11 protein-coding genes and 1 tRNA gene are annotated in these 13,158 nt (G+C 70.3%); 9 read left to right on the top strand and 3 right to left on the bottom strand.

Going from position 1 to position 13,158, the window contains the following annotated elements; genetic code table 11:
• The first annotated feature begins 148 nt into the window (after positions 1 to 148).
• On the top strand, positions 149 to 700 hold the full coding sequence (locus tag AC1DWR_RS12930) for a dihydrofolate reductase family protein (protein ID WP_477624582.1): 552 nt from the start codon (positions 149 to 151) through the stop codon (positions 698 to 700).
• Here AC1DWR_RS12930 and AC1DWR_RS12925 read toward each other — a convergent pair.
• A complete protein-coding gene (locus AC1DWR_RS12925; RefSeq protein ID WP_477624581.1) occupies positions 648 to 2,234 on the bottom strand; it encodes a LuxR C-terminal-related transcriptional regulator in 1,587 nt (528 codons plus the stop codon). The two genes, AC1DWR_RS12930 and AC1DWR_RS12925, sit on opposite strands and share 53 nt — an antisense overlap.
• A gap of 422 nt (positions 2,235 to 2,656) precedes the next feature.
• On the opposite strand from AC1DWR_RS12925, the gene AC1DWR_RS12920 reads away from it, so the two are divergent.
• On the top strand, positions 2,657 to 3,352 hold the full coding sequence (locus tag AC1DWR_RS12920; protein ID WP_477624580.1) for an RNA polymerase sigma factor: 696 nt from the start codon (positions 2,657 to 2,659) through the stop codon (positions 3,350 to 3,352).
• A 40-nt stretch (positions 3,353 to 3,392) separates the two neighbouring features.
• Here AC1DWR_RS12920 and AC1DWR_RS12915 read toward each other — a convergent pair whose 3' ends face one another.
• Positions 3,393 to 4,070 carry an NADPH-dependent F420 reductase gene (locus tag AC1DWR_RS12915; protein WP_477614259.1) on the bottom strand — a complete coding sequence of 226 codons (678 nt, stop codon included), beginning with the start codon at positions 4,068 to 4,070 and terminating at the stop codon, positions 3,393 to 3,395.
• A gap of 101 nt (positions 4,071 to 4,171) precedes the next feature.
• Positions 4,172 to 4,254 (bottom strand) — tRNA-Leu (locus tag AC1DWR_RS12910).
• Between the two features lie 197 nt (positions 4,255 to 4,451).
• Between AC1DWR_RS12910 and AC1DWR_RS12905 the strand changes: the two genes are divergently transcribed.
• From AC1DWR_RS12905 to pknB, 7 genes are read left to right on the top strand one after another with little or no spacing between them, the layout of a single operon-like run.
• Positions 4,452 to 5,318, top strand: a complete 867-nt coding sequence (locus AC1DWR_RS12905; protein ID WP_477614258.1) for an FhaA domain-containing protein — start codon at positions 4,452 to 4,454, stop codon at positions 5,316 to 5,318.
• Positions 5,319 to 5,327: 9 nt separating this feature from the next.
• Positions 5,328 to 5,843, top strand: coding sequence for an FHA domain-containing protein FhaB/FipA (locus AC1DWR_RS12900; protein WP_477614257.1), 516 nt, complete (start codon positions 5,328 to 5,330; stop codon positions 5,841 to 5,843).
• 12 nt (positions 5,844 to 5,855) lie between these two features.
• Entirely contained in the window at positions 5,856 to 7,205 is a 1,350-nt protein-coding gene (locus AC1DWR_RS12895) for a PP2C family protein-serine/threonine phosphatase (RefSeq protein WP_477624579.1), read from the top strand.
• Entirely contained in the window at positions 7,202 to 8,578 is a 1,377-nt protein-coding gene (locus tag AC1DWR_RS12890; RefSeq protein ID WP_477614255.1) for an FtsW/RodA/SpoVE family cell cycle protein, read from the top strand. The genes AC1DWR_RS12895 and AC1DWR_RS12890 overlap by 4 nt, the downstream gene beginning before the upstream one ends.
• Positions 8,575 to 10,032, top strand: coding sequence for a peptidoglycan D,D-transpeptidase FtsI family protein (locus tag AC1DWR_RS12885; protein ID WP_477614254.1), 1,458 nt, complete (start codon positions 8,575 to 8,577; stop codon positions 10,030 to 10,032). The genes AC1DWR_RS12890 and AC1DWR_RS12885 overlap by 4 nt, the downstream gene beginning before the upstream one ends.
• Complete coding sequence (locus AC1DWR_RS12880; RefSeq protein ID WP_477614253.1) at positions 10,029 to 11,297, top strand: serine/threonine-protein kinase; 1,269 nt, start codon at positions 10,029 to 10,031, stop codon at positions 11,295 to 11,297. Before AC1DWR_RS12885 ends, AC1DWR_RS12880 begins: the two co-directional genes overlap by 4 nt.
• Positions 11,294 to 13,135, top strand: a complete 1,842-nt coding sequence (gene pknB / locus AC1DWR_RS12875; protein WP_477614252.1) for a Stk1 family PASTA domain-containing Ser/Thr kinase — start codon at positions 11,294 to 11,296, stop codon at positions 13,133 to 13,135. The genes AC1DWR_RS12880 and pknB overlap by 4 nt, the downstream gene beginning before the upstream one ends.
• The last annotated feature ends 23 nt before the right edge of the window (positions 13,136 to 13,158 follow it).

Here is a 13,158-nt window from a genome sequence, read left to right as displayed (position 1 = left end):
GAAAGGTCTCGCCATGGCCGCTGCGCTGACAATAGCCACGTGCGGGAGCCGTGACGGACCGTTGCCCGGCATTTGGTGGCGCGATGAGTTCTGCCGGGTGGCATGGTCTGTATCGACGAATCCCACCCTCGTGCGAAAGGCTCCGACCATGGCCAGAAAAGTCTCCGCCCACCTGTTCAACTCCGTCAACGGCGTCGTGGAGGCCCCCGACCAGTGGCAGTTCGACCGCTTCGGGCCGGAGGAGATGGAGATGATGGGCAAGGCCATCGGCGGCGTCACCGACGTGGTCATCGGCCGCAAGCTGTGGGACGAGTGGTCGCAGTACTGGCAGTCCGCGGGTGCCGACGACCCGTTCGGCCAGTTCATCAACCCGGTGCGCAAGCACGTGGTGTCCTCGACGCGATCGGGTGACCTCGGCTGGAACAGCACCGTCATCGACGGCGACCCGGCCGCCCACGTCCGGGAGCTCAAGGAGTCCGAGGGTGGCGGTATCTCGGTCGTGGGCGGCATCGACACCATCCGGTCACTGTTCCTGGCCGGTGTCATCGACGAGCTGACGCTGACCACGCACCCGGTGGCCGGTGTCGGTCGTCGGCTCTTCGACGAGTCCGTGCCGATCACCCGGCTCGACCTCGTCGACAGCCAGGTCACGTCGGTCGGGAACGCCGTCCTGACCTACCGGTTGCGGCCGCAGGACTGAGCCGAGCCACCACCTCCGGCCGGGTGAGGACCAGGCCCACCAGCTGGGTCCGACTGGTCAGCCCGAGCTTGTCGCGGATGCCGTCGAGGTGTCCCTCCACCGTGCGCACGGTGATCACCAGGGCGTCGGCGATCTCACGGTTCGACAAGCCCTGCGCGACGAGGGTCGCGATCTCCTTCTGGCGTTCGGTCAGGGCGGTGGCGGCGCGGTTGACGTCCCGGTCCCTCGGAGCCTCCCGCCGCGGCCCGCGGGTGACCTCGGCGAGGAACTCACCGGGGGACCCGGAGGCGATCTCGACCACGTCGACGGTCCCTATCGAGATGTTCGGCGTCACCGAACCGGCCGAGGGGAGGGTTGCCACCTCCCTGCGCAGGGCCAGGGCCAGCCGCTGCGCCGCACCGGCTGCCGTGGCACTGACCAGCACCGCGAAGTGTCCGAAACCCAGGGCAGCGACGAAGCGGTCGGCCCCGCGCAGCCGGTCGGCGAGTCCGACCATGACCGTGTCGGCGGCGTCGATGCCGTCCGCGTGCACGATCCCGCCGACGTTGGTCACCTCGATGATCGCCATGACCACCTGCGCTCCGGGAGCCTGACCTGGGTGTCGTTCCAGGCTTCGCTGGACGCGGTACTCCAGCTCGACGCGGGTGGGCAGCCCCGTCATCGGGTCACGCGAGAAGAAGGGGTCGACGACGTGGGGGGCCGGCACCGTGGAGTCGGGCAGCACCCAGTGACTGCCCACGATGGAGACCACGCGGTGCGCGTCGTCGTGAAGGCCCCGCGCGGTGATCCGTACGAGGGCACTGCCGTCGGGGCCGGGCACGAGCACCGCCAGGCTCAACGTCCGGGTCAGCCCCTCGGCAACGGCGGCGATGCCGTCGCCCAGCGGCGAGCGCTGGTCCTCCGGGAAGCCGTCGAGCCACTGGTCGATGGACCAGCTGCTCGCGTCAGCCATGCCGTGGTGTCGGAGGATGGAGGGGGACAACCTCAGCAGGTCGTTCGCCGGGTCGTAGTCCCACGACCCCATCGGCGCCCGGACCGCGGCGCCCTGGTCGACACGCTGGGTCGCCATCGCCACGCCCAACGAGTCGTGGATGGCGTCGCGGGCTGACAGCAGCAGCCGTCGATCGGCCTGGCTGAAGTCGCGAGGCGAGTCGTCCAGGACACAGATGGTCCCGAAGACGTCACCGTCGGGCCAGTAGACGGGGAAGCCGAGATAGGCCAGCAGCCCGCGCCGGGCATCGGGGTTCTCCACCCACTCCGCCTCGCTGCGGCTGTCAGCCACGACGAGCTCGGCCTGGTTGGTGATGACGTACTCACACAGCAGGCCCGGCTCGAGAGCCAGCCGCTCTCCCGGGTCGTAGTAGTCCTGCTCAAGGCTGGGTGCGGTCATCTCGATCGCACCGTCTTCCGTGTGCCGGGTCACGAGCCCCAGCTTCACGTTCATCGACCGTGCGAGGACGGTCATCACCAAGCGCCACGAGGCCACCGTCTCCTGCGACGGCGCCCTCGTGGTCATCGACTCCTGGTCCGGCATCTCCTGATCCCCCTGCATCGAGTTGTCTCCCCACCCGACGAGGTACCCAGGACGGCCCGCACCGTCGTGGCACCAAGACAGGTAGTTCCCCCCGTGTGTGCGGAGTCCTCGGCAGCCAGTCTGGAGTTGTCCTTCAGCACCAAGGCTGGTCCACAACTCGACAGAGACTGCACAGCACGTCGACCGGCCGCAGCCGGTATCCCCAGACGGCCCGGGTCGACATCCCGGAGGCGGGTGCGGTGACCATCGCCACCTTGAGCTGGTTGCCTCACCCGTCCTCCCCTTCCGGGTGCATGGGGTCGGTATGCCGTCGGCCTGCTCGCCGACCCGCGACCCCTGCAAAACGTTCGACAACCCCGCCCGAAAGTAGCACCACCCCTCGCGTCGACGTCAACACGCGGGATCGCTGGAGCAGTCGAACCATGACAACGCACATCGAGGTCCGGACCGGACCTCTCGACGAGGAGGTACCGATGTCAGCGCTACCCGTCGGTTCGGACGCGCCACACCCTCGGCGCGGCACCGACGCCGATGAGCAGCACGACTCCGGTGTCGGGCAGCACCACGCTCCCGGCGAGGAGGTTGACTCGGCCCTGATCGAGGCCGTCCGGGCGGGCGACGAGTCCGCGACGGCGACGTTGTACACGCGCTACCACGCGTCGGCGCTGAGGGCGGCGAGGGGCATCGCGGGGCACGGGGTTGCCGAGGACCTCGTCTCCGAGGCCTTCACCAAGGTGCTCGTGGCGATCCTCCACGGGGCCGGTCCGAAGATCGCGTTCCGCCCCTACCTGGTCGCGACGATCCGCAACCTCTACGTCGACGGAATCCGCCGGAGCGCCCGGGAGTTCCTGGTCGATGATCCTGACGTCCTCGACAACGCCGAGCCCGATGCGGCAGAGGCGTTCGTGGAGCACACCGTGATGATGGATGCCCTGGCCACGCTCCCACCCCGGTGGCGGGAGATCCTGTGGCGGACCGCGGTGGTGGGCGAGCCCCTGGGTGTCGCGGCCGCCAAGATGGGCCTGAACCCCAACGCGGCTGCCGCCCTGAACTTCCGTGCGCGGGGTGGCCTGCTCAAGGCCTACCGCGAGGCCCAGGACCAGGAGACCGGCTGGTAGCAGCGGCCCGCGTGCTCGGTGCCCGGTCAGGGGAGTGCCGTCAGCGGACCACCTTGAAGTTGAACTGGCCGGTGCCCAGCGTACCCATCAGGCGAAGCCACAGGGGCAGCAGCATCTCGGCACCCCGAGCGGTCTCCAGGGCGCCGAGGTCGATGACGTCGTCGTGCCCGAAGGCCTGCAACAGCGCGACGACCTCGGCCTTGGCGTCCGCGTCGTCACCCGACACGAACACGGTGCTGGACTGACCGAGGGACTGCGGGTCGACCATCAGGGAGGCGGTCAGGGTGTTGAGGGCCTTGACGACCTTCGCCCCGGGGTAGGCCCGCTGCACCTGCTCGGCCAGGGAGTCGCTGTCCTTGACGAAGAGCGTGGGCGGGAAGCCGGCGGTGAAGTCGAGCGGGTTGGAGATGTCGAGCAGCACCTTGCCGTTGAGGTTGTCCGCTCCGGCCAGACCCAGGACGCTGAGGGCGACCATGCCGGAGGAGGCGTTGACGACCAGGGTGGCACCGGCTGCGGCGTCGGCGAAGCTGGTCAGCTCGACCCCGGGGTGGGCGGCGTGCCAGGTCGTGAACGGCGGGTTGCCCATCTGGTCGGGGTCGACCCGGGCCGCGGTCGCCTCGGGGTCACGGGTGCCGATGGCCACTGAGTGGCCCAGCTCGTCGAGCTTGCCGGCGATGGTCTGGCCGACGATGCCGGTGCCGAGCACTGCGATTCTCATGAGGCGATAGTAGGCACCGTCCCTGGACGCGTTGGGGCGCGCCAGCGGAGGGGATCGAGCGAAGGCCCCCAACCGTGGTGGTTGGGGGCCTTCAGCTCACGTGCGCGAGGGGGGATTTGAACCCCCACGCCCTTTCGGACACTGCGACCTGAACGCAGCGCGTCTGCCGTTCCGCCACTCGCGCGTGGGAACGGCCAATTGTGGCGTACGCGCCCTGCGTTCGCCAAACTGGCCCATCGCGCCTCCGACGGACACGCGGCCACGAGGACCGTCTGCCCCCTTCGGCGCGGCGCGCGTGACCAGTCTGCCCAGACCAGCCCGTTACGATCGGGTCCAGACGTGACCAGACATCGCAGGGCAACAGGTGAGGAGGTGCCAGCAGTGGGACTGTTCGACCGGGTCGAGCAACGCCTCGAACGCGCCGTCAACGGTGCCTTCGCCCGTGCCTTCAAGTCCGAGGTCCAGCCGGTGGAGATCGCGTCCGCGATCCGCCGGGCGATGGACGACCGCGCCGCCGTTCTCGGCCAGGGCCGGACCATCGTCCCCAACCTGTTCACCGTCGAGCTGTCCGACACCGACTACGAGCGGCTCGGTGGCTACGACGAGGAGCTCGAGAACGAGCTGATCGCCGCGGCGCAGGAACATGCCGAGTCCCAGCGCTACCAGCCCGGCGGTCCCCTCCAGGTGAACTTCGCGAGCGCCAACGACCTCGAGACGGGCGTCTTCCGCCTCCGCACCTCCACTGCCCGGCGCCCCGGAGCCGCCCCCAAGCGGGGCGAGGAGGGGTATGCCGCGACGCCGGCTCCCAGCCCCGCCGCACCGGCCGCGCCAACCCCCGCCGCGCCGACGCCGGCCGCCCCACGCCCACGGCATACCGAGGACGACGGGTTGGAGGCGACGCAGATGCAGGCACCGGTCGCACCGGCAGCCCCGCCACGCCGGGTCAACCCGGCCGACCGCCCGTGGCTGGACGTCGACGGCGAGCGCTACCCGCTGATGGGCGCCATGACCGTGCTCGGCCGCGACGACAGCGCCGACATCATCCTCGACGACCCGGGAATCTCCAGGCAGCACAGCGAGATCCGCGTGACCAACGACGGGCCGCACCTCGTCGCGAGCATCCGCGACATGGGGTCGACGAACGGCACGTTCGTCAACAGCGAACGCATCACCAGTCAGCGCCTGTCCGACGGGGACCGGATCACGGTGGGGCGCACCTCCGTCATCTACCGCGCCGGTCGGCGGTGAACGCCACGCATGAGTGAACTCACCCTCACGATCATCCGCCTCGGGTTGCTCGTCCTCCTGTGGATCTTCGTCTTCAGCGTCGTCGGCGTGCTCCGGGGAGACATCTACGGCACCCGCGTCGTCAGCCGCACGCCCCGCAAGCCCGCGCCAGCCGCACGTCAGCCCGACTCGCGCTCGGCCGCCCCAGCGCCGGCCACACCCGCGAAGCGCCCCAAGCGGCAACCACATTCGTCCGTGCCGCACTCCCTCGTCGTCACGCAGGGGCCGCTCACCGGCACGAGCCTTCCGCTGCGCCAGGCCGGTACCATCATCGGCCGCAACCCCGAGTGTGCGCTGATCCTCGACGACGACTTCGCCTCCGGCCGGCATGCCCGCATCTTCCAGCGCGACAACGCGTGGTTCGTCGAGGACCTCGGCTCCACCAACGGCACCTTCGTCGGCACGGAACGACTGACCGGCCCCGTCCGGGTCGAGGCAGGCAGCACGCTGCGGATCGGCAAGACCGTCATCGAGCTGCGGCGATAGGTAGCCACGACGATGCCCTTCGCCTTCCACTACGCCGCGCGCTCCGACGTCGGCATGGTCCGTTCGGAGAACCAGGACTCCGGGTACGCCGGGCCTCGCCTGTTGGCGATGGCCGACGGCATGGGTGGTCACGCCGGCGGTGACATCGCGTCGTCCACCGTGATCGGTGCGCTCGTCGACCTCGATGGAGAGGCCCTGGGCAGCGCCGAGGCGAGTTCGGCTCTGCTGCAACGGATCACAGCGGCCAACAACCAGCTCGCTGACATCGCGAAGGCCGAACCGGCCCTGCAGGGCATGGGCACGACGCTGATCGCGATCCTGCGGTCCCACAACAAGCTCGTCCTCGCCCACATCGGTGACTCCAGGGCCTATCTCGCCCGCGACGGCAAGCTCACCCAGATCACGAAGGACCACTCGTTCGTCCAGAGCCTGGTCGACGAGGGGCGGATCACCGAGGACGAGGCCATCGGTCACCCGCAGCGGTCGCTGGTGACCCGGGTACTCACCGGACAGGACGACGACGAGCCCGACGTCACCGTCCGTGAGGCCCGCATCGGCGACCGCTACCTCATCGCGTCCGACGGCCTCACCGACTACGTCGCCGGCGACACGATCGCCGAGCTGGTCCTCGCCGGACAGGCTCCCGGCCCCACGGCCGACCGCCTCGTCGACCTCGCCCTCAAGGCGGGAGCCCCCGACAACGTCACGATCGTCATCGGTGACGTCGTGGACATCACCAAGGTGACCGCGCCGCCGACCCAGCCCCAGATCGTCGGGGCCGCCGCCACCCGCACCAAGGGCGGCACCCGCCCGATCCCGGTGACCCCTGCCGCGAAGGCCGCCGCCCTGTCCCGTGAGGCCTCGGGCCAGGACGACGAGAGCCAGGACGTCACACTCGCCGAGGAGGGCCCCGCCTCCGGGCCGGGCCGCTGGCTGCGTCGCGTCGCCCTGCTCGGCCTGGTGCTCATCGTGCTCGGCGGTGGCGCGTATGCCGCGTACACCTGGTCCCAGCGCCAGTACTTCGTGGGCGCCCACCAGGGCAATGTCGCCATCTACCAAGGGGTTTCGCAGGACCTCGGGCCGGTCAAGCTGTCCCACGTCGAGTCCGGGTCCGACGTCATGGTGGCCGACCTCCCCGATTTCGAGCGCCAACAGGTGCAGCAGACCATCGCCAAGGACTCGCTGGCCGACGCGCAGGCGCTGGTCAACCGCCTGCGCACCGACGCGCTGCGGTGCGCGGCGAGCCGGGCCACCGGCGGGGCCTGTGAGGACGCCGGCACCCCGTCGCCCTCCACCACCACCTCGACCACCACGACCACCACCACGGCGCCGACCACCGCTGCGACCACGACGACGAGATGACCACCGTTTCGAGCTTCGCCCCCCGAACCCGCCGCAACGTCGAGCTGGTGCTGCTCCTGCTGGCCGTGAGCATCGTGGTCCTGGCCTACGTCAACGTCGGGCTGTCCGTCTCCGGCGCGTTCCCCCCGGGTCTGGTCACGCACGGCGCCGGCCTGCTCGTCATCTCGCTGGCGTTCCACCTGCTGCTGCGGTGGAAGGCGGCGTACGCCGACCCCCTCCTGCTCCCGATCGTCACCCTGCTCAACGGGTTGGGGCTGGTGATGATCCACCGCCTCGACATCGCCAAGGGACGCGACATCAGCTCGGGCCTGGCCCTCAAGCAGCTCACGTGGAGTGCCCTCGCCGTGGCGATCGCCGCGGTGGTGCTGTGGTTCCTGCGTGACCACCGGATGCTGCGGCGCTACACCTTCACGGCGGCCGTCGTCGGTTTCGGGCTGCTGATCCTGCCCCTCATCCCCGGTATCGGTCGCACCGTCAACGGGTCGCGGATCTGGATCGGGCTCGGACCCTTCACCTTCCAGCCCGGTGAGGTCGCCAAGATCGTGCTGGCCGTGTTCTTCGCCGGCTACCTCGTGCAGACTCGCGACGCGCTGTCCCTCGCAGGTCGCAAGGTGCTCGGGTTCACGTTCCCCCGGGGCAGGGACCTGGGGCCGATCATCGTCGCCTGGGTGCTCAGCCTGCTCGTCCTCGTCTTCGAGAAGGACCTCGGCTCGTCGCTGCTGCTGTTCGGGCTGTTCGTGTCCATGCTCTATGTCGCCACCGAACGCACCTCGTGGATCGCGATCGGCATGACGCTGTTCTGCGGTGGGGCCTATCTCGCGTTCCTCGTGTTCGGGCACGTCCAGCAGCGCGTGCACCTGTGGCTCGACCCGTTCGCGCCCGACCAGTCGGACCAGGTGGCCAAGGGCCTGATGGGCATGGCCGCCGGTGGCCTGCTCGGCACGGGTCTGGGTCGTGGCCGTCCCGACCTCACCTACTTCGCCGAGTCCGACTTCATCATCCCGAGCTTCGGCGAGGAGCTCGGCCTCATCGGGCTGTTCGCGCTCCTGGTGCTCTACGTGCTCCTGGTCGAGCGCGGACTGCGCACCGCGCTCGGAGTCCGCGACGGTTTCGGCAAGCTCCTCGCCGCAGGGCTCGCGTTCTCGGTGGCCCTCCAGTGCTTCGTCGTCGTCGGCGGTGTCACCCGGGTCATCCCGCTGACCGGTCTGACGATGCCGTTCCTGTCCTACGGAGGCTCCTCCCTGCTCGCCAACTGGACCCTCGTCGCCCTGCTGCTGCGCATCAGCGACGTCGCCCGGCGCCCGGTCGCCGAGATCCAGCCCGGTCCCACGCCGTCCGGCCAGGCCAGGACCGAAGTGGTGGCGATCCGGTGAACGCCCCCATCCGCCGGCTCTCGACCGTCGTCGCGCTGTTGTTCACGGCGCTGCTGATCTCCTCGACCTACATCTCGTTCGTCCAGGCCAAGGCCCTCCAGGACCGCCCCGAGAACCGCCGCACCCTGCTGGCCAACTACGCCCGCGAACGCGGCCAGATCCTCGTCGGTGGCACCCCGGTCGCGAAGTCCACCGCCACCAAGGACGAGCTCAAGTGGCTGCGGACCTATCCGCAGGGCGACCTCTACTCGCACATCACCGGCTACTACTCGTTCACCTACGGCGCGGGCGGTGGCATCGAGGGGGCCGAGAACAGCCTGCTCGCCGGGTCCTCCGACAAGCTCTTCTACCGCCGCGTCTCCGACATCCTCACCGGCAAGGAGCAGACGGGCGCGAGCCTCGAGCTCACCATCAACGCCAAGGCGCAGGCCGCCGCCGACAAGGCGCTGGGCGACCAGCGCGGAGCCGTCGTCGCCCTCGACCCCACGACCGGTGAGATCCTCGCCCTCGTCAGCCACCCGGCATACGACCCCTCCGTGCTGAGCAGCCACGACACCGACAAGGTCGTCGCAGCCTGGAAGCAGCTCAACTCCGCCCCCACCCAGCCGATGGTGGACCGCGCCATCGCCGGAAACCTCTACCCTCCGGGGTCGACGTTCAAGATCGTCACCGCCGCGGCGGCGCTCGAGTCCGGCAAGTTCACCGAGGAGAGCCAGATCCCCGGCCCGGCCGTGCTCGACCTGCCGCAGACCAGCTCCGACCTGCCCAACGACTTCCGGGGCAACTGCGGTCCCAACGACAAGACCACCCTCACGCACGCCCTCGAGATCTCGTGCAACACCGCGTTCGGGTGGCTGGGCATGCAGGTGGGGGCCGACGGCTTCCGTGCCCAGGCGGCGAAGTTCGGCATCGGTGACCGCCTGTCGGTGCCGATGTCGGTCACGCCGAGCTCGGTGCCGGCGGAGCTCAACCAGCCCCAGCTCGCGCAGTCCGCGATCGGTCAGTACGACGTTCGCGTGACGCCGCTACAGGTGGCGATGATCTCGGCGGCCATCGCCAACAACGGGATCGTGATGCGACCTCACCTCGTCAAGAAGGTCACCTCCTCGGACCTCGAGGTGATCGACGAGACGCAGCCCGAACAGCTCTCGCAGGCCGTCTCGGCCGACACCGCGGCAGCACTGACCCGGATGATGGAAGCCGTCGTGAAGAGCGGCACGGGCCGCGCCGCCCAGATCAGCGGTATCGACGTCGCGGGCAAGACCGGCACCGCGCAGCACGCCGCAGGCAAGGCGCCGCACGCCTGGTTCACCGGGTTCGCGCCGTCGAGCGACCCCAAGGTCGCCGTCGCGGTCGTCGTCGAGGACGGCGGCAATGCCGGCAACGAGGCCGCGGGCGGCCGGGTCGCGGCACCGATCGCCAAGGCAGTGATGGAAGCGGTGCTGGGCAAGTGAGCCACGAGACCGGCCAGGTGCTGGCCGACCGCTACCGCCTCGTCGAGCGCATCGCCCTCGGCGGGATGGGCGAGGTCTGGCGGGCCCACGACGAGACGCTCGATCGCGAGGTCGCCGTCAAGGTCCTCCTGCCCGGCAGCGCACAGGACGAAGGCTTCCTCGAGCGCTTCCGCGCCGAGGCACGACACAGCGGCGGACTGTCCCACCCCAACATCGGCACCGTCCACGACTTCGGCGAGGAGGACGGCAGCGCCTTCCTCGTCATGGAGCTCCTGCAGGGCGAACCCCTGTCGACGCTGATCCGCGAGCGCGCACCGATGCCCCAGGCCGAGGTCACGGAGATCCTCTACCAGGCGGCCCTGGCCCTTCAGGCCGCCCACGAGGCGGACGTGGTCCACCGAGACGTCAAGCCGGCCAACATCGTCGTCGACGCCAACGGGTACGCCAAGCTCACCGACTTCGGCATCGCCCGCGCCCTCAACGAGGCGCCGCTGACCCAGACCGGAGAGGTGCTGGGGACACCCCACTACCTGGCTCCCGAGCAGGCCAAGGGGGAGGTGGCGGGTCCACTGAGCGACGTCTACGCCCTGGCCGTCGTCGGCTACGAGATGATCACCGGCCAGCGACCGTTCTCCGGCGACACCTTGGTGACCACCGCCCTGGCGCACATCAGCCAGCCGGCCCCACCGCTCTCCGACGACGTCGAGGAACCGCTGCGCACCACCGTCATGGCGGCGCTGGCCAAGGACCCGACCCTGCGACCCCAGAGCGCGGCCGCCTTCGCCGAGGCGCTCAGGCTGACGCCCGGACAGGCCCCCGCACACCTGGTCGCCGGCGCGGCCGCGGCCGTCGCACCCTTCATCGTCGGCGTCCCGGCCGACCTCGGGCCCGAGGGCACCCTGCCGACCTCGGTCATGCCCACGCCGGCAGCCTCCGGTGCCGACATCACCACGGACTCCGACCGCGCCGACACGGCGGTGCACGACACTCGGCGGCCGGGATGGCTGATCCCGGCCGCGGCCGCGGTCGTCGTCCTCGTCGTCATCGTGGTGGCCATCGCCCTCGGCGGTCGAGGAGCCGGAGCGCGGCAGGGCAACCCCGGTGCCACCACACCCAGCACGGCCACCACGACACCAACGACACCATCCAGCGCGACCACGACGGCGACGACGGCGAGCCGGACCACAGCGCCCGCCACCACTGCCGCGCCGAAGGCGCCCGCCAACGCGGGCAACGGCAAGGGCAAAGGGGGAAAGAAGAAGTGACAGCACCACGCCTGCTCGGGGGACGCTACGAGATCGGTGAGCTCCTCGGCCGCGGTGGCATGGCCGAGGTCCACCTGGGGCACGACACCCGCCTGTCGCGACCCGTGGCGATCAAGATGCTGCGCTCCGACCTGGCGCGGGACCCCGCGTTCCTCGCCCGGTTCCGCCGGGAGGCGCAGTCCGCCGCAGGCCTCAACCACGCATCGATCGTGGCCGTCTACGACTCGGGCGAGGACTACGCCACCGAGGCCGGAGGCGCCAGCGTTCCCGTGCCCTTCATCGTCATGGAGCACGTCGAGGGTCAGACCCTGCGCGAGCTGCTCAACAACAGCTCACCACTCGCGCCGGCCGAGGCGGCCCGGATCACCGAGGGTGTCCTCGACGCCCTCGCCTACAGCCACCGCATGGGCATCGTGCACCGCGACATCAAGCCGGCCAACGTCATGATCGGCCCCCAGGGCCAGATCAAGGTGATGGACTTCGGCATCGCCCGCGCCGTCGCCGATGCCAACGCGACGATGACCCAGACCCAGGCCGTCATCGGCACGGCGCAGTACCTCTCCCCTGAGCAGGCCCAGGGTCACCACGTCGACGCCCGCTCGGACCTCTACTCCACCGGCTGCCTGCTCTTCGAGCTGCTCACGGGACGGCCGCCGTTCCAGGCCGACTCCCCGGTGGCCATCGCCTACCAGCACGTCGGGCAGCCCCCGCCGCGCCCGTCGACCCTCACCCCCGGCATCGACCACGCCCTCGACGCCGTGGTGCTGCACGCGTTGGCCAAGGACCGTGAGTCCCGCTACCAGGACGCCACCGCCTTCCGTGCCGACCTGCAGGCGGCGCGCCTCGGCCGCCCGATCAGCGCAGCTGCTCGTGGCACGGCAGGCGCCGCGGCCGGCACCGCCGACGCGACGGTGGCCCTCGCGCCGGCCAGCGCGACCGCAGCCACCACGGTGATCCCGGCCGGGGGGAAGTATGCCGCGCCGGCGGGGTCCAACACGGCGACCCTTCCCGCCATCGGGCACGACCCCGACGACGAGCCCCGCAAGCGACGGGGCCTGGCGTACTTCCTGCTGGTCCTCGCCGTGCTCGGTGCCCTCACCCTGATCGCCGTGGCCGGGAAGGCCCTGCTGGACCGGCCGGGACAGAACCAGCCGAAGGTCGCGGTCCCCTCGGTGATCGACCTGCCCGTCGACACGGCCGAGGCCAAGATCCGCGCCCTCGGACTGGTGCCCGAGCCCACCGATGTCAACAGCGCCAAGGAGGTCGGCACCGTCGTCGACCAGAACCCCAGCGCCAGCGAGATGGTCACGAGCGGCAGCAAGGTGGGCATCAGCGTGTCGATCGGGCCGAACACCGTCGACCTGCCCGACCTCAAGGGCTTCAGCAAGGACGAGGCCGCCGCCCAGCTGGCTGACCTCAACCTGAAGGTGGGCAGCATCAAGGAGGTCGATGACACCGGACTGGACAAGGGCAAGGTCTCGACGACCTCGCCGGCGGCGGGCGAGGCCGTCGCGGTGGGCTCGGCCGTCGACCTGAACGTGTCGTCCGGCAAGGTGACGGTGCCGGATGTCGTGGGCAAGACCCGCAACGAGGCGGCCGACCTGCTCGGCGAGCTCGGGCTGAGCGTCAAGACGACCTACGTCGACAGCACCCAGCCGGAGAACACGGTGCTCAAGCAGAGCATCAAGGCCAAGACGAAGGTGAACGACGGCTCGACCATCACCTTGACCATCGCGCAGCCACCACCCCCGGTGCAGACACCCACCACCCCACCCACGACGGCGACGACCACGGCGCCCCCCACTCTGCCGACGGGAACGGCGACCACGCTGCCGTAGCCAGGCGGCCCCAGACGAGGCCC

It is taken from the genome of Pedococcus sp. P2_E2, assembly GCF_056403955.1.
Note: the sequence above shows the minus strand (reverse complement) of the source record. Positions and strands in the feature narration are given on the sequence as shown.